We start from the raw sequence: 21,219 nt of genomic DNA on the forward strand, positions 1-21,219 counted from the left end.
GGGCAAGGCGGCCCGGTCGTGACGCCCGCCCTTTCGTCCTCGGCCTCGGCTCGGCCCGCGGCGTGGTCAGTCCGCCGGCAGGCCGTCCTCGGCCTCGGCGGCCCGGGGCGTGGGCAGTCCAGCGGGCAGGGTCTGTTCGGCCCAGATCGTCTTGCCGCGGTACGTGTGGCGGGTCCCCCACTTGTGGCACAGCTGCGCGACCAGCAGCAGGCCGCGCCCGCCCTCGTCGTGGACGCGGGCCCGGCGCAGGTGCGGGGCGGTACTGCTGGCGTCGGAGACCTCGCAGATGAGCCGGCGGTCGAGGATCAGGCGCAGCTGGATCGGCGGTTCTCCGTACCGGATGGCATTGGTGACCAGTTCGCTCACGACCAGCTCCGTGACGAACGCCGCCTCCTCCAGGCCCCACTGCGTCAGCTGCCGGCTCGCCCTGCTCCTGATCTCGGCCACCGCGGACGGTTGCGGCGGCACGTCCCAGGCGGCCACGTGGCCCGCGTCCAGGGCACGCGTGCGCGCGATGAGCAGCGCCACGTCGTCGCCCGGCCGGTCCGGGAGAACGTCCTCGACGACGGCGTCGCAGATGTGCTCCAGATCGGGTCCCGAGCGGCCCAGCGCCCGCATCAGCAGCTCCATGCCTTCGTCGCCGTCGCGGTCCCTGGACTCGACGAGGCCGTCCGTGTGGAGCACGAGCAGGCTGCCCTCGGGCAGCTCCACCTCGGCCGCCTCGAACGGCAGGCCGCCCAGCCCCAGCGGCGGCCCCGCGGGCAGGCCGAGGACGCGGGGCGCGCCACCGGGACTGAGCAGCACCGGTTCGGGGTGGCCGGCACGGGCCAGAGTGCAGCGCCGGGTGACCGGGTCGTACACGGCGTACAGGCAGGTGGCGCCGACGTCGGCGGCGCCGGAGGCGTCGTCGTTCTCGGCCGACAGCCGGTTGACCAGGTCGTCGAGACGGGTCAGCAGTTCGTCGGGCCCCAGGTCGACGTCGGCCAGGGTACGGACGGCGGTGCGGAGCCGTCCCATGGAGGCGGAAGCCTGGATGCCGTGCCCCACGACGTCGCCCACGACCAGGGCCACCCGGGCGCCGGAGAGCGGGATGACGTCGAACCAGTCGCCGCCCACCCCGACCTGCGCGTCGGCGGGCAGATAGCGTGAGGCGACCTCGACGGCGGTCTGCCGGGGCATGCGCCGTGGCAGCAGGCTGCTCTGCAGGGTCAGCGAGGTGTCCCGCTCCCGGGTGTAGCGGCGGGCGTTGTCGATGCTCAGGGCCGCCCGGGCGGTGATCTCGGCCGCCAGCAGCAGGTCGTCGTGCTCGAAGGGGTCGGGGCGCCGGTGCCGGGAGAAGGTGGCGACACCGAGGGTCACCCCGCGGGCCCGCATCGGGATCGCGAGGACGGAGTGGAAACCGAAGCGCCGCATGCGTTCCGCCCGGTCCGGCGCCTGGGCCGCCCACCGGTCGATCCCGGTCGGCCCCACCTGCTGGATCAGCGGCTGTCCGGAGGCCAGGCATTCGGCGGCGGGCGAGGTGGACGGGTAGGTGGCGACGGTACCGAGCGGGACCACCGCCTCGGGGCAGCCCGGCAGCACCGACTGGTTGGCCACGCGCCGCAGCTCGACCGGCCCCGGCAGCGTGGTCGCGCGCGGTTCCTGGCCGTCCTGGATGTCGGGGAGGAGGTCGACCGTGACGAAGTCCGCCAACTGCCCGACGGCCACATCGGCCATCTCCCGGGCGGTGCGGTCCAGATCGAGGGTGGTGCCGATGCGCACGCCGGCCTCGGCGACGAGAGCGAGCCGCTGCCGGGCCCGGTGCTCCTCGGTCATGTCGTGCGCGGACAGCAGGATCCCGCGCACGGTTCCCCGGGGATCGCGCACGGGAGCGAGAGACACCGACCAGAAAGTCTCGTGCTCATCGTCGACCAGGTGCAGGGCGGCCCGCAGGTGCTGCTGTTCCCCGGTGGCGACGGCTCTTCGCATCAGGTCCTCGGTGCGTTCGCCCTCCGGGTGGAGCACGATCTCCGACACTCTGAGTCCGCGCATCTCCGCTTCGGAGAGCCCCATCACGCGTTCCATGTCCGCGTTGGCCTTGAGGAGCCGCAGCCCGGTGTCGTAGAGCGCCATGGTGCACGGCGACTGGCTCAGGGACCAGCTGGTCAGCAGGTCTTCGTCGGGCCGCGGCCGGTCGCGGGACAGCGGCGAGACCAAGAGCCATTCATGGGCCTCGCCGTCGCCGCTCGGGCCCCGGGCGCGGCGGTGGGCCAGCAGGGTCACGGGGAGAAGGTGCCCGTCCCGGTGCCGCAGGGTCGCCGTGCCGTTCCACCGTCGTACCCCCGCGAGGGAGCGCGGGATCTCCTGCTGGGGGCCTCCCGCGAGCAGTAGGGCCGCCGGCCTGCCGATCACCGCCGAGGCCGGGTGGCCCACCAGGCGTCGCGCGCCTTCGCTCCACCCGGTCACCGTGCCGTCGGCGTCCACGACGGCCCGGGCCGTGGCCGCCTCGTCGAGGGGCGGCACCGGCCGCGGCGCCGCCCCTTCGCCTTCGGTGGCCCCCGGTGGGCCCATCGCGCTCACCCGCCTCCCGCAGCTACCTGTTCGAACCCGTCGATGCCATCGTCATCGATGCAAAGCCATGAATTCACGGAGTATGCGTGACAGACGGGGCGGGCCGAAAGGCCGGTCCCCTTGTAGATTGGCTCTACCGGACCGTCGCGCTCACGGACGGAGATGAGCGCGTCATGACAGCGGACATCAGTTTCACCGCCTTTCTCGACGCTACGCCGTGTCCCCATCTGCTGCTGGACGCGGACCTCGTGATCCGCTATGTGAATGCGGCGTATCTGCAGGCCACCGGGCGTGCCGAAGCGGAACTGACCGGAAGCTACTTCTTCGACGCGCTGCCGGGGAATCCCGGTGCTCCCGACGACGACACACAACGCGATCTCAAGGAGTCACTGCACCGGGTCCTGGACACGGGGCAACCGGACACCCTGGTGCTGCAGCGGTACGACATTCCCGCGAGCGACCGGCCGGACGGGTTCGAGGAGCGCTGGTGGTCCGACGTGCACACCCCGATTCCGGGACCGGACGGGGCGACGAAATGGATCGTCCAGCGCTCGGAGGACGTCACCGCCTTCGTGCACTCGGGACCGGCGCGGCGGCTCACCGAGGAGCTCACCGAGCAAGGGCGGGGCACGGCGGCCGAACTCTACGTCCGGGCCCGCCAACTGCACCGCCTGAACCAGGAACTGCGCAACGCCCATGCCCGTGAACGCCAGATCGGTGTCACCCTGCAAGAGGCCATGCTGCAGGCGCCGGACCTCGGCCGGCACGGCGACGCCATGGCCGTCCGGTACCTGCCCGCCACCAGATCGCTCAACGTGTGCGGCGACTGGTACGACATCGTGGATCTGCCGCCCGACCGCTACGCCGTGGCGGTGGGCGACGTCGTCGGCCACGGACTGCCCGCGGCAGCCGTCATGGGCATGCTGCGCAGCGCCCTGAGCGCCGCCATCCGGGCCGTGCCCAGCCCGGCCCAGGCCCTCGAAGTGCTCGGCCTGTACGCCCGCTCCGTCGACGGCGCGACCGCCGCGACCGCCGTCAAGGTGCTCGTCGACACCCGCAGCAGACTGATCATCTACAGCAACGCCGGACACCCGCCTCCCGTCCTGCTCCACCGCGACGGCGGCTGCGCGTTGCTGGACCAGGCCACCGACCCGCCGCTCGGCGCCCGCCCGCACCACGTCCCCCGCCCCCAGGCCGGCCTGTCCTACGCCCCGGGCGACACCCTCGTGCTCTACACCGACGGACTCATCGAGCGCCGCCGGGAGGACATCGACGTCGGCCTGTCCCGCCTGACCTCGGCACTCTCCCGGCACGCGACGCTCGCCCCCGACCGGCTGGCCGACACGCTGCTGAACCGTCTCGGTGTCACCGGCGGGGCACCCGACGACATCGCCCTCGTGGTGATCCGGCTCTGAGGCCGGGACGGCCGCCGGCCGGGATGCCCGCACGGGCGGAGAGTAGGCCGGAAGCGGACGAGGGGGGCGAAACGCCGCGGGGGTCCTTCTCGGCCCTCCCCGAACCGGCGAACATGCCATGTCATGGACATCTTGCTTGTCGCCAGCGCGTTCAACAGCCTGTCCCAGCGTGTGTACGCCGAGCTGTCGGACGAAGGGCACCGGGTGGACGTCGTGCTCGCCTCGCACGGGCCCGACGCCGTCCGGGACGCCGTACGCGAGATGGGCCCGGAGCTGATCATCGCCCCGATGCTCAAGTCGGCCCTGCCCGAGGACGTGTGGCGAGAGCACACCTGCCTGATCGTCCACCCGGGCCCACCCGGCGACCGGGGCCCCTCGTCTCTGGACTGGGCGATCGCCGAGGAGGCCCGCGAGTGGGGCGTGACGGTGCTCCAGGCCGAGGCGGCCATGGACGCGGGGGACGTGTGGGCGGACGGCTCCTTCCCGGTGCCGCCGGTGGGCAAGAGCGACGTGTACCGCAACGAGTTGTCGGACGCCGCCACGGCCGCCGTACTGCTGGCCGTGCGGCGCTACGCCGACGGGTCCTACAAACCGCGCCCGCAGAACGAACCCGGCGTCCATGTGATGTGGCGGGACTTCTTCCGCCAGGAGCAGCGGCGCATCGACTGGGACGACGACACCGCGTCGGTGCTGCGCAAACTCCGCGGGGCCGACTCGCAGCCGGGCGTCCGGGACGAGATCTGCGGCCGGGAGGTGTTCCTGCACGGCGGGCACCCCGAGGACCGGCTGCGCGGGGAACCCGGGGAACTGCTCGCGACCCGGGCCGGCGCGGTCTGCCGGGCCACCCGGGACGGCGCCGTGTGGATCCCGGAGCTGCGCCCCCGCAAGAGCTCCGGTGACCCGGCGCCGTTCCGCCGGCCGGCCGCCTCGGTGCTGTCCGGCTTCCCCGCCCCGCCCGGCAGCGGCCCGGGCATGCCGGGTTCCAACGACCGCCCGTACTGGCTGCCCGAGATCGCAGCACCGCTCGAACTGCCCCCGGGCCGCACCACCTGGACCGACATCCGCTACCGGCAGCGCGGCCCGATCGGCTTCCTGTCCTTCTCGTTCCCGGGCGGGGCGATGAGCACCACCCACTGCCGCAGGCTGCTCGCCGCCTGGCGCTACGCGCTCACCCGCCCCACCTCGGTGCTGGTGCTCGGCGGCGCCCGCGACTTCTTCTCCAACGGCATCCACCTCAACGTCATCGAGGCGTCGAGCGACCCGGCGGGCGAGTCCTGGTCCAACCTCAACGCCATGAACGACCTGGTCGAGGCGGTGCTGCGCACCACCGACCGGCTGGTGGTGGCGGCGCTCGGCGGCAACGCGGCGGCCGGCGGCGTCATGCTCGCCCTGGCCGCCGACGAGGTCTGGTGCCGCACGGGCAGCGTCCTCAACCCGCACTACCGGAACATGGGCCTGCACGGATCGGAGTACTGGACGTACTCACTGCCCCGCCGGGTGGGCGCCGAGACGGCCGAGCGGCTGACGACCGAAGCCCGCCCGGTGAGCGCCGCGACCGCGGAGCGGATCGGGCTGGTCGACCGCCTGGTGCCGGTCGCGGCCCGGGACTTCACCGCCGAGGTCGAGCGCCTGGCCGCCGACCTGGCCGACGATCCCGACCTCCCGCGCCGGATCACCGCCAAGGCCACGGCACGGCACGCGGACGAGCTCCACCGGCCGCTCGCCGAGTACCGGCGGGCCGAACTCGCCCGTATGCAGGCCGTGTTCTTCGACCCCGAGGCGCCGTACCACGCGCTGCGATCCGCGTTCGTCCGCAAGCTCCCGACCGGCTCCCCCAGGCCGCTGGCCGCCGGGGACGCGCGATGAGCACGCGACTGCTCGTGGCGGGCGTCGGCAACATCTTCCTCGCCGACGACGCCTTCGGCCCCGAGGTGATCCGCGCCCTGGAACGGCACCCGCTGCCGCCCGAGGTCAGGGTGCGGGACTTCGGCATCCGCGGCATGGACCTGGCGTACGCCCTGCTCGACGGCTACGACACGGCCGTCCTGGTCGACGCCGCCGTACGCGGACACGAGCCGGGCACCCTGTCGCTGATCGAACCGGACCTGCCGGACCGCTCCGCCTCGGGGGCACCGCCCGAGGCGCACGGCATGGACCCGGCCAGGGTTCTCGCCCTGGCCGCCCACCTGGGCGACGAGCCCTTGCCCCGCGTCCTGGTCCTGGCCTGCGAACCCGAGCTGCGGGCACCGGCCGACGAGGACATCGCCCCGGGCATCAGCGCGACGGTGGGTGAGGCGGTCGGCCGGGCCGTCGCGGCCCTGCACACCATGGTGCCGGTACTGCTCGCGGACCCGGCCGCCACGCCCCCGTTGAGCCGCCCGGACGAATCCCCCGCCCTGTCGTCGGCCGTGCTGCCCGGCACGGCAGGCGCGGGCGCGGAGGATCGGTAGCGGAACGAGATGTCCCTACCGACCCGCGAGGAGCGGCGCCCATGTGCGATTCCGTGGACGAGGTCACTCAGGCCGTCCTGGCGAAGAACGACGGTCTGGCCGCGGATCTGCGTGAGGAGTTGACCCGGCGCGGAGCGAGCGTGGTCAACCTGCTGTCCAGCCCGGGCAGCGGCAAGACGGAACTGCTCGGAAGGGTGCTGGCCAGGGCGGTGGAGCGGAGCCTTCCGGTGGCCGCGCTCACCGCCGACCTGGCGACCGAGAACGACGCCGACCGGCTGGCCCGTTCGGGAGCGCCGGTGAAGCAGCTGCTGACGGACGGACTGTGCCATCTGGAGGCCCGGCAGCTGCGCGGCCACGTGGAGGGCTGGCTGCCCGAGGGCACCTCGCTGCTGTTCGTGGAGAACGTCGGCAATCTCGTCTGCCCCGCCTCCTACGACCTCGGCGAGAGTCTGCGGATCGTGCTCATGGCGGTGACGGAGGGCGAGGACAAACCGCTGAAGTACCCCACGGCCTTCGGGTCCGCCCATCTGGTGGTGCTGACCAAGACCGATCTGTCCGGGCCGGCCGGGTTCGACGAGGCGGCCTTCCTGGCGCACGTCCAGCGGGTCAACCCCGGGGTGGAGGTCGTGCGGTCCTGCGCCCGCACCGGCGACGGCGTCGACACCCTGCTGGAACGCGTGCTCACCGTCCGGGACGGGGCGCCTGTGCACCGTCCACCCCTGGCGCCCCGCCCGCACACCCACACGCACGAGGGCGCCGCAGCCGGCCTTGTCTCGTGACAGCGCCCGCCACCCGGGCGGTGCGCCGCCGCCTCACCGTGCGCGGCACCGTGCAGGGCGTGGGGTTCCGCCCCTTCGTGCACCGTCTGGCCACCGATCTCGCGCTCGCGGGCTTCGTGAGCAACACGGCCGGCGGCGTCCTCATCGAGGTGGAAGGCCCGCCGGACGGTGTCGCCGCCTTCTGTGACCGACTGGCCGGGGAGCATCCGCCGCTGGCCGCCGTCACCGGTGTCGGGGTCGAGGACCTGCCCGTCACCGGGGCCGAGGGCTCTTTCGGCATCCGCGCCACCGACCGCTCCCCCGGCAGCACGCTGCTCCCGCCCGACACGGCGGCCTGCGCGGACTGCCTGCGCGAACTGGGTGATCCGGCCGACCGCCGGCACCGGCACCCGTTCGTCACCTGCACCCACTGCGGGCCCCGCTTCACCATCGCCACCGGCATGCCGTACGACCGTGCCGTCACGACCATGTCCGGCTTTCCGATGTGCGGCGAGTGCGCCCGGGAGTACGGCGATCCCCTGGACCGGCGCTTCCACGCCCAGCCCGTGGCCTGTCCCGGTTGCGGCCCCCGGCTGCGCCTGGTGCCCGCGTCCGGGAGCGGGGTCCGCCCCGCCCGGGACGCCGAGGCCCTGGCATCGGCACGGGCGCTGCTGGCCGCCGGGCGGATCGTCGCCGTCAAGGGCCTCGGCGGCTACCACCTGGCCTGCGACGCCGGCCAGGCACAGTCCGTGGCCACGCTGCGGGCCCGCAAGGCGCGCGGTGGCAAGCCGTTCGCGGTGATGTGCGCGGACCTCGACGAAGTACGCCGGATCGCCGAGCTCTCCGCGTCCGAACTGGCTGCCCTCACCAGCCCCCGGCGCCCCATCGTCCTGCTGCGCCGGCGCTCGGAGGCCGACGGTCCGGCACCCGGCGTCTGCCCCGGCAGCCCGCACCTCGGGGTGATGCTGCCCTACACGCCCGTGCACACCCTGCTGTTCGGCCTGCCCGGTGATCCGCCCGGCCCGCGCGTGCTGGTCATGACGAGCGGCAACCGCTCCGGGGAGCCGATCGTCACGGACGACGACGAGGCGCTGACCCGGCTCGCCGGGCTGGCCGACGCCTGGCTCGCCCACGACCGGCCCATCGCCTCGCCGTGTGACGACTCCCTGCTGCGGGTACGGCCCGACGGCACCGAGCAGGTGCTGCGCCGGTCCCGCGGCTACGTGCCCCGGCCGCTGCGGCTGCCGGTCCCGGTGCGGCCCGCTCTCGCCGTGGGCGGTGATCTGAAGAACGCCCTGTGCCTCGGCGCGGGCGACCAGGCCTGGTTCGGCCCGCACATCGGCGACATGGGCGACCTGGCCACCCTGGAGGCGGCCCGGCGGGCGGAGGCCCACCTGCGCGCCCTGACCGGCGTGCACCCCGAACTGGTCGCCGCCGACCGGCATCCGGGCTACCACTCGACCCGCTGGGCCGCCCGACTGGCCGGACACGCCCCCGTGCTGGTCCAGCACCACCACGCGCACATCGCCTCCGCCATGGCCGAACACGGCCTCGACGGCACCACCCCGGTGATCGGCGTCGCTTTCGACGGCACGGGCTACGGCGACGACGGCACCATCTGGGGCGGCGAGATCCTGCTCGCCGGCTACACGGGCTTCCGGCGCTACGCCCGCCTCTCCCCCGCCCCGCTGCCCGGCGGTGACGCCGGCGTGGCCAACCCGTGCCGCCTGGCGCTGGCCCGGCTGTGGGCGGCGGGGCTGCCGTGGGACGCGGACCTGCCGTGTGTGACGGCCTGCGCGCCCCAGGAACGGGCCGTGCTCGAACGGCAGTTGCCGGGTGGCCTGACCTGTGTGCCGACCTCCAGCATGGGCCGGCTCTTCGACGCCGTGTCGTCGCTCGTCGGCGTGTGCCATCGCGCGGGGTACGAGGCGCAGGCCGCACTGGAGCTGGAGGCCGCGGCCGCTTCGGCGTGGGGTGCCGACACGGCGGCGTACACCTTCGCCGACGGGCTCGATCCGGCGCCCGTGCTCAGCGCGCTGGTCACCGACCTGCGGCACGGCACCCCGGCCGCCGTGCTCGCGGCCCGGTTCCACCGGGCCGTGGCGCGCGCGGTGGCGGGGATCTGCCGGCGGGCGCGTCAGGACACCGGCCTGGCCACCGTCGCTCTCAGCGGCGGGGTGTTCGCCAACGCCCTGCTGGAGGAGGAGTGCGCGCGGCTGCTGGCCGACGACGGCTTCGCGGTGCTCCGCCACGGCGAAGTCCCGCCGAACGACGGCGGGCTGGCCGTCGGCCAGCTGGTGGTCGCGGCGCACCTACGACAGGAGGAGTGACCCATGTGTTTGGCAGTGCCCGGCAAGGTCGTGGCCATCGACGACAGTTCCGACCCGCTCACCGGGCTGGTCGACTTCGGCGGCGTCCGGAAACAGGCGTGCCTGGAGTACGTGTCCGATGTGCGGGTGGGCGAGTACGTCATCGTGCACGTCGGATTCGCGCTCCAGCGCCTGGACGAGGAGTCGGCTCTGGCCTCCCTGAAGTTGTTCGAGGAACTGGGGCTGCTGGAGGAGGAGTTCGGGGACGCCTGGGAGCAGGCGGCCCAGGAGGCGGGCGGTGCCGCGGTGGCGGAGCCGCAGGACAGCGGAAGTGAGACCCGGTGAAGTACATCGACGAGTTCAACGACCCCGAACTGGCGCGGCGCCTGCTGGACGAGATCCGCGCCACCGCCACCCGGCCGTGGGCACTGATGGAGGTGTGCGGAGGGCAGACCCACTCGATCATCCGTCATGGCATCGACCAACTGCTCCCGGAGCAGGTCGAGTTGATCCACGGGCCCGGCTGCCCGGTCTGTGTCACCCCGCTGGAGGTCATCGACAGGGCGCTGGAGATCGCCTCGCGGCCCGGGGTGATCTTCTGCTCCTTCGGTGACATGCTCCGGGTGCCGGGCACCGACCGCGACCTGTTCCGGGTCAAGGGCGAAGGCGGTGACGTGCGGGTGGTGTACTCGCCGCTCGACGCCCTGGAGCTGGCCCGCCGCAACCCGGACCGGGAGGTGGTGTTCTTCGCGATCGGCTTCGAGACCACGGCCCCGGCCAACGCGATGGCCGTGCACCAGGCGCGCCGGCTGGGCCTGAGCAACTTCAGCCTGCTGGTGTCGCACGTGCGGGTGCCCCCGGCCGTCGAGGCCATCATGACGGCACCCGAGTGCCGGGTGCAGGGCTTCCTCGCCGCCGGGCACGTGTGCAGCGTGATGGGCATGGCCGAGTACCCGGAGCTGGCCGAGCGGTTCCGGGTGCCGATGGTGGTGACCGGCTTCGAGCCACTGGACATCCTGGAGGGCATCCGCCGGGCGGTGCGCCAGCTGGAGCGCGGTGAGCACCGGGTGGAGAACGCCTACCCGCGTGCCGTGCGCAAGGAGGGCAACCCGGCCGCGGTGCGCATGATCGAGGAGGTCTTCGAGGTCACCGACCGGGCCTGGCGCGGCATCGGGCCGATCCCGGGGAGCGGCTGGCGGCTGACCGACGCCTTCCGGGCGTACGACGCGGAGCACCGCTTCGACGTCGGCGGGATCCGCACCGAGGAGCCCGCCGAGTGCCGTGCCGGCGAGGTGCTCCAGGGTCTGATCAAGCCGACCGAGTGCGGCGCGTTCGGCACCACCTGCACACCGCGTACCCCGCTCGGCGCCACCATGGTCTCCAGCGAGGGCGCCTGCGCGGCCTATTACCTGTACCGGAGGATGAACGCCCCGGCGCCGCAGGCCGGCGGGGCCGCGCGCCAGGAGGTGACCCCCGTTGCCTGAACAACTCACCGATGTGGTCGACCCGGCCGCCTGGACCTGCCCCGCCCCACTGCGCGACCAGGGAGTCGTGGTCATGGGGCACGGCGGAGGGGGTGCGCTGTCGGCGGAGCTGATGGAGCAGATCTTCACCCCTGCCTATGGCAACGCCACCCTGTCCGGCCTCGCCGACTCCGCCGTCCTGGAACTGGGGGGCGCGCGGCTGGCCTTCTCCACCGACTCCTACGTGGTCCGGCCGCTGTTCTTCCCCGGCGGCGGCCTCGGCGACCTCGCGGTCAACGGCACCGTGAACGACCTCGCGATGAGCGGTGCCGTGCCCGCCTATCTCTCCGCCGCCTTCGTGCTGGAGGAGGGCGTGGAGCTGACGGTCGTCGAGCGGATCGCGCGCTCCATGGGGGCGGCGGCCGAGGCGGCCGGGGTCACCATCGCGACGGGTGACACCAAGGTGGTGGAGTCCGGGCACGGCGACGGGGTGTACGTCACCACCGCCGGGGTGGGTCTGGTGCCCGGCGGGGTGGACATCAGACCCCAGCGTGCCCGCCCCGGCGACGTGGTCATCGTCAGCGGCCCGATCGGGCTGCACGGCGTGGCGATCATGAGCGTCCGGGAGGGGCTGGAGTTCGGGGTGGAGATCGCCAGCGACACCGCGCCGCTGGCGGATCTGGTGGCGGCGATGCTGGCCGTCACCCCGGACATCCATGTGCTGCGCGACCCCACCAGGGGCGGCCTGGGCGCGTCCCTCAACGAGATCGCCCGTGCCTCCGGGACCGGTGTCCGGCTCCAGGAGCGGGCCGTTCCGGTGCCGGACGCGGTGGCGAACGCCTGCGGGTTCCTCGGGCTCGACCCGCTCTACGTCGCCAACGAGGGGCGGTTGGTCGCGTTCGTGCCCCCGTCGGAGGCGGAGGCGGTGCTGGCGGCGATGCGGGCCCATCCCCGGGGTGCCGGGGCCACGGTGATCGGCGAGTGTGTCGCCGAGCACCCCGGGATGGTGGTGGTCGCCACCGGTCTCGGCGGGACGCGGGTGGTGGACCTGCCGCTCGGCGAGCAGTTGCCACGCATCTGCTGACCGGAGCAGGACAGACGGGTGAGGGCCCCGCCGGTGCGCCGGCGGGGCCCTCACCCGTCTGTTCCTCTATGCCGTCAGCGGCTCGATGCCCGCGATCTCCAGTTCCCGGCCGCTGCGCAGATCGCTGGAGGGCTGGTCGCAGCGCGGGCACCAGAAGAACGGGGGCACACCGACCGCGAACTCCTCGGCGCACGGGCCGCACCAGGCCTGGGCGGGGATCTGCTCCACGACGAGGTGTGCCCCCGCGAGGGCGGTGCCGTCACGGGCCACCTCGAAGGCGAAGCCGAGGGCGTCCGGCACGACGCCCGCCAGCTCGCCGACCCGGACGGTCACCTTCGAGACGGCGTCCGTCCCGTCCGCCCGGGCCAGCTCGTCGGCCCGCTCGATGATCGCGGTCGCGATCGACAGTTCGTGCACGGCCGGCTCACGGGTAGCGGTGGCCGGAACGGAATCCGCCGGCCATCCGCCAGATCCGCATCTCGCGCCTCAGGCTGGGCCATTCCCAGCACAGCAGGGCCAGGACCACACCGCCCACCAGGACGGCCTCGGTCTTCAGCACCCGCTGTCCGCTCATCCCGGCCTGTCTGCGCGCGACCGGTCTGCGTACTCGTTTCATTGCGGTGACTTTCTGTTCGTTCTCATCACGGTTCTCATCCCGGAGAGATGTTCGGCATGGTTTCGGCGAGGACGTCATGCCGCTTCCAGTGGATCCCCGTGGAGCGGCGCGCGTCGGCGGTGCCGTCCTCGTGGTGTCCCTTCTGCCGCTCGCGCGGTCCCCGGTTGCCCTGGTGGATCCCGGCGATGTGCCGGGGCGTGTCGGGCTTCGCCTGGGGCCTGCCCACTCTGATGCTTCCCATGGGGTGCTCTCCTTCCTCGCCTCCGGCCTGCGGAGTGCGTGGTCATGACCGCTCGGTGAGGTCCTCGAAGAACTGCTCGAGGGCCGGCCAGATCCGGCCGCCGCCGGACAGGCCGCGCCACTCCCGGCGTACGACGGCGACCATCCGGTAGCAGTCGTCGATCGGCACGATCCAGTGGTGGTCGAGGCCGTGGACGGTGTTCACCAGCAGAGCCTCCACCTCGGGTTCCACGGTGGCGAGCTGCGGAACCGTGCCGGACAGCTTCTGCCAGGCGGCCGCTTCCACCTCCCACCGCATGGCCCCCGCCGGGCTCGGTCCCTCGGCGGTGACGGAGCCGTCCGCGCGGGGCACGAAGAAGACCAGACCGACCGGTACGCCCAGCACGGCCGTGTCGACCTCGGGCAGCCGGACCCGGCGCCGGGGCACGAGCCGGTACTTGCCCTCCCCCGCCGCCGCGTCGGCGAACAGCACGGAGCAGGGGCCGCAGACGCAGCGCACCTCCTCCTGCCCGGTGTCGTACAGGTGGGCGTGCTCCTCGGCGACCGGCGCGGCGCACAGGTCGCACACCTCCGTCCGGGCCGTCGCGGTGCGGACGGCCGAGGAGCGGATGAGGCGGGCCAGTGCCCCGTCGGTGGTCACGGTGCGCCCCGGTGCGTCAGCGTGGTCAGCGGGACGAACGCGGGAGCCGTCTCGGTCACGGGCTCCACCGCCGTCAGCTCGGGCGCCACGGAGAGCACCGCCGCGCGCACCGCGTCGGTGACCTCGGAGCCTCCGCCTCCGCAGCCGGACCCGCAGCCGCCCGTCGTCAGACGCACCCGGGCGACCTGTCCTTCCACTCCGGCCCACTCCACGTCGCCGCCGCGCTCCTGCACGGCGGGCCGCAGGCGTTCGACCGCGCGGGCCGCCCGGCGTTCGGCGGGCTCGGGGTGGATGTCGTGCAGCACCATGAGGTGTGCCAGCAGTTCGTCCTCGGCGAGGCGCTCGGCCAGTCGCTCGTCCGCGTGGTCCAGGACCCGGGCCAGTGCCTCGCCGTAGACCTCGGTCAGCAGCGCCACCGCCTCGGTCGCCGAGCGGGTCGTGGGGCCGGGCGCGGACTCGATGCCTTCCAGCAGCTCGTCCAGCCGGCCGAGCCTGGCCTCGACGTCCGGGTCGGCCAGCCGGGCGCCGGCGGCCTCAGCCATGGTTCGCCCCGTAGGTCGGCGAGTGCAGGGTGGTCAGCGTCTTGCCCTTGCCGACGTACATGTGCACGCCGCACGGCAGACAGGGGTCGAAGCTGCGGACGGTGCGCATGATGTCGACGCCCTTGAAGTCGTCCGGCCCGTTCTCCTCGAAGATGGGCTGGCCCTGGACGGCGTCCTCGTACGGCCCCGGGGTGCCGTACATGTCGCGGGGACTGGCGTTCCACGGGGTGGGCGGGTACGGGTGGTAGTTGGCGATCTTCTTGTCCTTGATCACCAAGTGGTGGGAGAGGACGCCGCGCACCGCCTCGTGGAAACCGCAGCCGATCGCCTCGTCGGGCACCTCGTAGTTCTCGAACACCTTGGTCTCGCCCGCGCGGACCATGCCCATGGCCTCTTCGACGAACTGCAGGGCCATGGCGGCCGCGTAGGCGATGAAGTAGGGCCGGGCGCGGTCTCGTTCGATGGTGTTGCTCCACTGCGGGATGCGCCACTCCAGGGTGGTCTCCGGCAGGGACTCGCCCTTGGGCAGCGAGATGCGCACGCTGTGGCCGGTGGACTTGACGTACGGGGTGTCGACCAAACCGCTGAGCGCGGTCGACCACAGGCGGGCCAGCGGGCCGCCGCCGGTGTCGAGGGCGAGGTGGTCGCCGGTGCGCTGGTCGAACCAGCGGGGGCTCATCACCCAGCTGTACTTGTCGTCGAAGTCGCGCTTCTGCGGTACGGGGACGGTCGTCTGGTTCCACGGGTGGCGCATGTCGACGGGGTTGCCGAGCGGGTCGTGGGTGACGAAGGGCGACTCGTTGACCCAGTCCTCGTAGTACGAGCTGCCGAGCATGATGCGCAGGCCGAGGTTGATGTCGACGAGGTTGTTGGTGACCAGTTCGCCGTCGACGATGATGCCCGGGGTGACGTACATGTCCTTGCCCCAGGAGTTCATGTTCTCGTAGCGGTAGTCGACGGTCTGGGGGTTCTGGAAGGCGCCCCAGCAGCCCAGCAGGACGCGGCGGCGGCCGACCTCCTCGTAACCGGGCAGTGCCTCGTAGAAGAAGTCGAAGACGTCGTCGTTCATGGCGACGGCCTTCTTCACGAAGTCGATGACCCGCATGAGGCGGCTGAGGTAGTCGGTGAAGACGGTCGGCTGCGGCATCGTGCCGACGCCGCCCGGGTACAGCGTGGAGGGGTGGACGTGCCGTCCCTCCATCAGGCAGAACATCTCGCGGGTGACCCGGCTGACCTTGAGGGCCTCCTTGTAGACCTCGCCCTCGAAGGGGTTGAAGGCCTTCATGATGTCGGCGATCGTGCGGTAGCCGTGGATCTCGCCGCGGGGTGCCTCGGTCCGTTCGGCGCGGGCCAGGACACCGGGGTTGGTGGCCTTGACCATCGCCTCGCAGAAGTCCACGAAGACCAGGTTGTCCTGGAAGATCGTGTGGTCGAACATGTACTCGGCGGCCTCGCCGAGGTTGACGATGTGCTCGGCCAGCGGGGGCGGCTTGACGCCGTAGGCCATCTGCTGGGCGTAGTCGGAGCAGGTGGTGTGGTTGTCGCCGCAGATGCCGCAGATCCGGGAGGTGATGAAGCCCGCGTCGCGCGGGTCCTTGCCCTTCATGAACACCGAGTAGCCGCGGAACAGCGACGAGGTGCTGTGGCATTCGACGACTTCCCGGTTGGCGAAGTCGATCTTCGTGTAGATGCCCAGGTTCCCGATGATCCGCGTGATCGGATCCCAGGACATGTCCACGAGCTGTGGCGGTTTGCGGTCCGTGGGCCGGGCCTCGGTGGTGGTCATCTGCGGTACTGCCCCTCGCTGTCGGTGGTGTACGGGGTGTCGGGCTGCGTCCGGTGACGCTTCATCAGGGACGCCAGTGCGGGTCGTAACCGCTGGTGAGCTTGCGCTTGTTGTGACGCCACCTGGGCTCGTGGTTGACCAGCTCGTTGGTCATGCCGCGCAGTCGGCGGACGACGGCCCCGTAGGGCTTGATGACCAGGGACGACAGGGTGCTGCCCGGAGGCTCGTCCATGAACGGCATGAACGCGTCGGGGAAGCCGGGCATTGTGCAGCCGATGCAGATGCCGCCGACGTTGGGGCAGCCGCCGAGGCCGCCCATCCAGCCGCGCTTGGGCACGTTGCAGTTCACGACCGGGCCCCAACAGCCCGTCTTGACCAGGCACTTGGGCGAGTTGTAGTCCGTGGCGAAGTTGGCCTGCTCGTAGTACGAGCCGCGGTCGCAGCCCTCGTGGACCGTCTTCCCGAACAGCCACTGCGGGCGCAGCATGTGGTCCAGCGGTGGCGGGGGCGCGGAGCCGGCCGCGTGGTACAGGACCCAGATCAGGGTCTCCATGAAGTTCTCGGGCTGGATCGGGCAGCCGGGCACGTTGACGATCGGCAGGCCGGCCTGGGACGTGTAGTCCCAGCCCAGGTAGTCGGCGAGGCCCATGCAGCCCGTCGGGTTGCCGGACATGGCGTGGATGCCGCCGAAGGTGGCGCAGGTGCCGGCGGCGACCACCGCCCAGGCCTTGGGGGCCAGTTGGTCGATCCACCAGTTGAGGGTCTGCGGCTCGCCGGTCTCCGGGTCGTTGCCGAAGGACGTCCAGTAGCCGTCGCCCTCGATGATGTTCTGGTTGGGGATCGAGCCCTCGATGACGAGGATGAACGGGCCCAGTTCGCCGCGTACGGCCGCCCGGTAGGGGGCGAGGAAGTCCTCGCCGCCCAGGCTGGGCGAGAGCACCTTGTTGACCAGGTTCACCTTCGGCAGGCCCGGGATCAGCCCGAGCACCACATCCTCGATGGAGGGCTGGTCGGCGGCGGTGAGCGAGACGGTGTCGCCGTCGCAGCTCATGCCCTCGGAAATCCAGAGGATGTGGATCTCGTCGATGCCCTGCCGGTCCTCGGACCGTTCGGGTTCCTTGCTGACTTCGGTCGTGCTGCTGTGGGTGGTCATGTCACTCGGCCTCCGCTGCGGGGGTCTCGGAGTCGGTCGTGTGCCGCGCCGGAGCTGCGGCGGGAGCCGGTGCCGACGGCTCGTCCGGGCATCCGGCGGGCTCGAGGGGTTCGAGCTCGTCGGGCCGGAAGTAGTGGAAGCGGCCGTACCAGTTGTTCAGTTCGGCGGCCGGGTCGTCGTCGAGGGTGACAGCGAGGTGCACGCTGCCGTCGACGTCGTGGAAGACGGCGGCGACCTCGGCGGTCCGCCCGGCCAGGAACATGTCCTGGGCGTCGGCGCCGCGTCCCCGGGGGCGGAGCCGTACGCGGCTGCCGCCGACCAGGGGGACACCGTCGACGAGCACGGTGTCGCTGGTCGGGGAGAGACCGTCATCGCCGCCCTCCTGCCACCAGGCGGGACGGTCGGCGGGCGCCTCGGGGGTGACCGGTGCCGGCGAACCGGCAGTGCCCTGCGGCCGGTCGGCAGGAGTCGTGGGGGCGGCCGGTGTCAGCGAACGGACCGCGCCGTGCAGCCGTTCGAACACCTCCTGCGGCATGGTGTCGACCCGGTCGAGGATCGCCGCCGCCCGCGGGTCGGTGGCCCGCGCCTCGCGCTTCTCCTCATCGGTCAGCAGCATCGTGCGCAGGGTGAGGATCTCGTCGATCTCCGCCGCGTCGTGCAGGTCGCCCGGGCTCTCGGGGGCGACCTGGGGGTGGTCGGGCAGGATGATCGGCGCGGACAGTACGACACGGCCGGCGTCCCCCGCCTCACCGCCGAGGACGGGGAAGGTGAACTCGTTGCGGCACGCGCCGGCCGGTGCTCGCAGGTCCGTCGGCGGATCGATCAGCGAGACGAACTCCGCCCCCTCGCCCCCGATGAGGGTGTGGGTGGCGATGAGGGCCCGACGCAGCGCCTCGTCCCGCGCGCTGTGCGGGGGCGGGGCGGGCGCGGTGTTCGTGGTGTGGACGCGGATCCGGCAGAGGCCGTCGGAGAGCCGCTCGGCGGTGACGCTGGTCTCGGCCCGGATCTCCTCGCGGCTGCGCACCACCCGCCCGGCGCCTTCGGCCAGCGGCTCGATGTCCTCTCCTGCCGCGGCGCCCACGGCGACGGTGTGTCCGTCCCGGAGGAGTTCGCCGAGCGGGACCTCGACCTCGCACTCGCGGCGCAGGGCCTCGTCGAAGGTCAGGTGCACCGTGCCGTCGCCGGTGCGCAGCGACTCGACGGCGCCGTGGCCGGCGTCCTCCACCTGCTTGCGCTGCATCTGGAGGTAGCGCACCCGCACGCGTACGCGGGCACGGTCCGGCTGACGGACCCGCAGCAGGCACTCGGTCCGCTGGTACCAGGAGTCGGCGGAGCCGGAGACACCGGGGATGACGGGGCCGTCCGCCTCCACCCAGTCCCGGGGGAACAGCACGCCGAACTGCCAGCGGACGCGGTTCTTGGCGGAGGAGCGGCGGTAGGGGTAGAGGAGGTAACCCTCGTAGAGGACGGCGTCGGCGACGGCGCTGAGCTGCTCGAAGACGCCCGGGGCCAGGCCCGCGCCGCCCGGTGGGGCAGCGCTCTTCGTGCCGTCCTCGGCCAGTGCCTCCGCCATCACGCCTCCTCGTCGCCGGGTGCACGCGCATCCCTTCCACCACGGTCACACCGCTCATCCCGACTCGCCTCCTCCGGCGCAGCGGAATTGGGCCGTTGGGGGTGCTCGTGGGGCAGTCGGCGGGTGTGGCGGAGACGAGGAGCACGGCGGCGGGCCCGTCAGCGCCGAGGCGCGACGGGCCCGTGTCGGTGGTGGAGGAGTCAGCGCTGCCCATGGGCGAGCCTGTGTGCCAGCAGCGGGACGACGACCGCGGCGGCGACCACGTGGGACACGGCCAGGACGATCTGGGTGGACGTGGCGGTGTGCGGGGTGACGGCCGGGCCGGCCAGGGACAGTGCGGTGAGCGCGACGGTGGTCACCGTGAAGGTGCGGGCGGGCCGCTTGGCCCAGCGGGCGAGGGCGACCGCGAGGACGATCCCCGCGACCGACCAGAACACCACTCCGCCGAAGAAGCCGCCGACCGGGATCTCCGCGGCCCGGGTGGCGCCCGGGCTCGCCGCCTCCATCGGTACACCGGCGGCCCGTGTGACGAGCGCGAAGGCCTCCGTCACGACGGCTCCGGCGAGGGTCGCCACCAGGCCCACCAGCCATACGGGGCGCGTGACGAGGAAGCCGGAGGTGCTCCGGGAACCGGTCTGCGTGGTCTGGGTCTGCGGCGTCGTCGCACTCATGTCACGTTCTCCTGGCGGTCGTCGGGGCGCGGTGGGGATTTCGGAGAGTCAGACCGTGCGGCACGGCGGAACTCATCGGTCCCAGGGGTGTTTTTCCCGGGGCCGGTGGTTCCTCCGGATGGCACACGTCACTCGTACGAACCGGCCTGTCACGGGAAGGCGTCACCTCATGGACCAGCCGACACATCGACCCCGCCCCACCACGAGCCCGGCCGTCACCACCCTGGCCGACCCGCTGGTCAACAAGGGCACCGCCTTCAGCCGACGCGAACGCGAGGAGCTGGGACTCGACGGGCTGCTGCCGCCCGCCGTGGAGACCCTGGACGAGCAGGTCGCCCGCGCCCACGAGGCGTTCCGCGGCTACGACAAGCCCCTGAACCGGCACATCTACCTGCGGCAGCTCCAGGACACCAACGAGGTGCTCTTCTACCGTCTGGTCACCGAGTACCTGGAGGAGCTGCTGCCCGTCGTCTACACGCCGACGGTGGGTGAGGCCTGTCGGCGGTTCAGCGAGATCTACCGCCGGCCGCGCGGGCTCTTCCTGTCCTGGGAGGACCGGCACCGCTTCCGTGACATCCTGCGCAACCGCCCGCACCGGGACCACCCGGTGGACGTCATCGTCGTCACCGACGGGCAGCGCATTCTCGGCCTGGGCGACCAGGGCGTCGGCGGCATGGGCATCCCGATCGGCAAGCTCAGCCTCTACACGGCGATCGGCGGCATCCACCCGGCCCGCACCCTGCCGATCCTGCTGGACGTCGGCACCGACAACGAGGGCCTCCTCGGCAACCCCCGCTATCTGGGCCGCCGGGCCCGGCGGCTGACCGGCGCCGAGTACGACGAGATGATCGAGGCGTTCGTCTCGGCGGTCGAGGCGGAGCTGCCCGGGACGCTGCTGCAGTGGGAGGACTTCGCCACCGCCCACGCCCACCCGATCCTCGCCCGCTACCGTGACCGGCTGCTCACGTTCAACGACGACATCCAGGGCACCGCGGCCGTCACGCTGGGCGCCCTGTCCACCGCGGCGAACGTGGCCGGCACCCCGCTGCCCGAGCAGCGCGTGGTGATCCTGGGCGCGGGATCGGCCGCCATCGGCGTCGCCGACATGATCCGTACGGCCATGATCGACGAGGGCCTCCCGGAGGGCGAGGCCACGACACGGTTCTGGATCCTCGACGTCGACGGCCTGCTGGTGTCCTCACGCTCCGAACTGTCCCCGCAGCAGCGGATGTTCGCCCGCGACGACAGCGAGGTGGCCGACTGGGACGGCACCGGCCTCACCGACGTGGTGCGCCGCGTCGAGCCGACGGCCCTGATCGGGCTGTCGACGGCTCACGGCGCCTTCACCGAGGACATCGTGCGGCAGATGGCCTCGACCTGCGAACGGCCCGTCGTCTTCCCGCTCTCCAACCCCACCTCGCACTCCGAGGCCGAGCCCGCGGACCTCACCCGCTGGACCGACGGCCGGGCGCTGATCGCCACCGGCTCGCCCTTCCCGCCCCTGACGGTCGACGGGCACGAGGTGCCGGTGGCGCAGTCAAACAACGTGTACGTCTTCCCGGCCATGGGCCTCGCGGTGACCGCGAGCCGGGCCACCCGTGTCACCGACCGCATGCTCGTGGCCGCCGCCCGGGCCGTCGCACGGTGCGCGGTCCGGGCGGCGGACGGCGACGACGGCCCCGTGCCGTTGCTGCCGCCCCTGAGCGGCATGCGGGAATCCGCCCGCGAGATCGCCCTGGCCGCGGCCCTCGCCGCCGTGGAGGACGGGGTGGCTCCCCGGGCCACGGAGCAGGAGCTGCGCGAGGCGGTCGCCCGGGCGCAGTGGACGCCGCGCTACGAGGACTAAGGCCCTTCTGATGGATCTCCGTGGGAGAAGGAGCGGCGTTCGGTGCGTGCTCTCGGCGTGCCGGCCGGAAGTCCTCGTACTGGACGTACTTGGGCTTTCGGCCGGTGCGGCGAGAGTGCGTGC

19 protein-coding genes are annotated in these 21,219 nt (G+C 72.6%); 9 read left to right on the forward strand and 10 right to left on the reverse strand.

All coding sequences use genetic code 11. The annotated features are described in order from the left end of the window. Window positions 1–66: 66 nt before the first annotated feature. Window positions 67–2,550: a SpoIIE family protein phosphatase gene (locus ABTX62_RS11555; protein WP_352115966.1), complete on the reverse strand. Its 2,484-nt coding sequence runs from the start codon at window positions 2,548–2,550 to the stop codon at window positions 67–69. Window positions 2,551–2,723: 173 nt separating this feature from the next. Here ABTX62_RS11555 and ABTX62_RS11560 point away from each other — a divergent pair, with 173 nt between their 5' ends. The 8 genes from ABTX62_RS11560 (at window position 2,724) to hypE (ending at window position 12,029) form a co-directional block, all read left to right on the forward strand. Continuing rightward, the gene (locus tag ABTX62_RS11560; protein ID WP_352115967.1) at window positions 2,724–3,965 is read left to right on the forward strand and encodes a PP2C family protein-serine/threonine phosphatase; all 1,242 of its coding nucleotides are present in this window, start codon (window positions 2,724–2,726) and stop codon (window positions 3,963–3,965) included. 123 nt (window positions 3,966–4,088) lie between these two features. After that, a complete protein-coding gene (locus tag ABTX62_RS11565) occupies window positions 4,089–5,831 on the forward strand; it encodes an enoyl-CoA hydratase-related protein (RefSeq protein ID WP_352115968.1) in 1,743 nt (580 codons plus the stop codon). Next, window positions 5,828–6,415, forward strand: a complete 588-nt coding sequence (locus tag ABTX62_RS11570; RefSeq protein WP_352115969.1) for a hydrogenase maturation protease — start codon at window positions 5,828–5,830, stop codon at window positions 6,413–6,415. Before ABTX62_RS11565 ends, ABTX62_RS11570 begins: the two co-directional genes overlap by 4 nt. Before the next feature lie 41 nt (window positions 6,416–6,456). Beyond that, a complete protein-coding gene (gene hypB, locus ABTX62_RS11575) occupies window positions 6,457–7,194 on the forward strand; it encodes a hydrogenase nickel incorporation protein HypB (protein ID WP_352115970.1) in 738 nt (245 codons plus the stop codon). Next, the gene (gene hypF, locus ABTX62_RS11580) at window positions 7,191–9,503 is read left to right on the forward strand and encodes a carbamoyltransferase HypF (RefSeq protein ID WP_352115971.1); all 2,313 of its coding nucleotides are present in this window, start codon (window positions 7,191–7,193) and stop codon (window positions 9,501–9,503) included. The genes hypB and hypF overlap by 4 nt, the downstream gene beginning before the upstream one ends. Before the next feature lie 3 nt (window positions 9,504–9,506). Next, window positions 9,507–9,827 carry a HypC/HybG/HupF family hydrogenase formation chaperone gene (locus ABTX62_RS11585; RefSeq protein ID WP_352115972.1) on the forward strand — a complete coding sequence of 107 codons (321 nt, stop codon included), beginning with the start codon at window positions 9,507–9,509 and terminating at the stop codon, window positions 9,825–9,827. After that, window positions 9,824–10,966, forward strand: coding sequence for a hydrogenase formation protein HypD (gene hypD, locus ABTX62_RS11590; RefSeq protein ID WP_352115973.1), 1,143 nt, complete (start codon window positions 9,824–9,826; stop codon window positions 10,964–10,966). The genes ABTX62_RS11585 and hypD overlap by 4 nt, the downstream gene beginning before the upstream one ends. Next, on the forward strand, window positions 10,959–12,029 hold the full coding sequence (gene hypE, locus ABTX62_RS11595; RefSeq protein WP_283968949.1) for a hydrogenase expression/formation protein HypE: 1,071 nt from the start codon (window positions 10,959–10,961) through the stop codon (window positions 12,027–12,029). The genes hypD and hypE overlap by 8 nt, the downstream gene beginning before the upstream one ends. Window positions 12,030–12,095: 66 nt before the next feature. Here hypE and hypA read toward each other — a convergent pair whose 3' ends face one another. The 9 genes from hypA to ABTX62_RS11640 form a co-directional block, all read right to left on the reverse strand. Continuing rightward, window positions 12,096–12,446, reverse strand: a complete 351-nt coding sequence (hypA, locus tag ABTX62_RS11600) for a hydrogenase maturation nickel metallochaperone HypA (RefSeq protein ID WP_352115974.1) — start codon at window positions 12,444–12,446, stop codon at window positions 12,096–12,098. 7 nt (window positions 12,447–12,453) lie between these two features. Continuing rightward, a complete protein-coding gene (locus ABTX62_RS11605; protein WP_352115975.1) occupies window positions 12,454–12,603 on the reverse strand; it encodes a hypothetical protein in 150 nt (49 codons plus the stop codon). A 76-nt stretch (window positions 12,604–12,679) separates the two neighbouring features. Then, window positions 12,680–12,886: a hypothetical protein gene (locus ABTX62_RS11610; protein ID WP_352115976.1), complete on the reverse strand. Its 207-nt coding sequence runs from the start codon at window positions 12,884–12,886 to the stop codon at window positions 12,680–12,682. Window positions 12,887–12,928: 42 nt separating this feature from the next. Next, window positions 12,929–13,525, reverse strand: a complete 597-nt coding sequence (locus ABTX62_RS11615) for a DUF5947 family protein (RefSeq protein ID WP_352115977.1) — start codon at window positions 13,523–13,525, stop codon at window positions 12,929–12,931. Next, the gene (locus ABTX62_RS11620) at window positions 13,522–14,067 is read right to left on the reverse strand and encodes a NifU-related iron-sulfur-binding protein (RefSeq protein WP_352115978.1); all 546 of its coding nucleotides are present in this window, start codon (window positions 14,065–14,067) and stop codon (window positions 13,522–13,524) included. The genes ABTX62_RS11615 and ABTX62_RS11620 overlap by 4 nt, the downstream gene beginning before the upstream one ends. Next, the gene (locus tag ABTX62_RS11625) at window positions 14,060–15,853 is read right to left on the reverse strand and encodes a nickel-dependent hydrogenase large subunit (RefSeq protein WP_352115979.1); all 1,794 of its coding nucleotides are present in this window, start codon (window positions 15,851–15,853) and stop codon (window positions 14,060–14,062) included. The genes ABTX62_RS11620 and ABTX62_RS11625 overlap by 8 nt, the downstream gene beginning before the upstream one ends. Window positions 15,854–15,917: 64 nt before the next feature. Continuing rightward, entirely contained in the window at window positions 15,918–17,006 is a 1,089-nt protein-coding gene (locus tag ABTX62_RS11630) for an NADH-quinone oxidoreductase subunit B family protein (protein ID WP_352115980.1), read from the reverse strand. A 1-nt stretch (window position 17,007) separates the two neighbouring features. Further along, complete coding sequence (locus ABTX62_RS11635; protein ID WP_352115981.1) at window positions 17,008–18,579, reverse strand: hypothetical protein; 1,572 nt, start codon at window positions 18,577–18,579, stop codon at window positions 17,008–17,010. 200 nt (window positions 18,580–18,779) lie between these two features. After that, window positions 18,780–19,250: a DUF6069 family protein gene (locus ABTX62_RS11640; RefSeq protein WP_352115982.1), complete on the reverse strand. Its 471-nt coding sequence runs from the start codon at window positions 19,248–19,250 to the stop codon at window positions 18,780–18,782. A 169-nt stretch (window positions 19,251–19,419) separates the two neighbouring features. Between ABTX62_RS11640 and ABTX62_RS11645 the strand changes: the two genes are divergently transcribed. After that, the gene (locus ABTX62_RS11645) at window positions 19,420–21,096 is read left to right on the forward strand and encodes an NAD-dependent malic enzyme (RefSeq protein WP_352115983.1); all 1,677 of its coding nucleotides are present in this window, start codon (window positions 19,420–19,422) and stop codon (window positions 21,094–21,096) included. Window positions 21,097–21,219 lie beyond the last annotated feature (123 nt).

This window comes from Streptomyces sp. NPDC096046 (genome assembly GCF_040303285.1).
Lineage (GTDB): Bacteria > Actinomycetota > Actinomycetes > Streptomycetales > Streptomycetaceae > Streptomyces.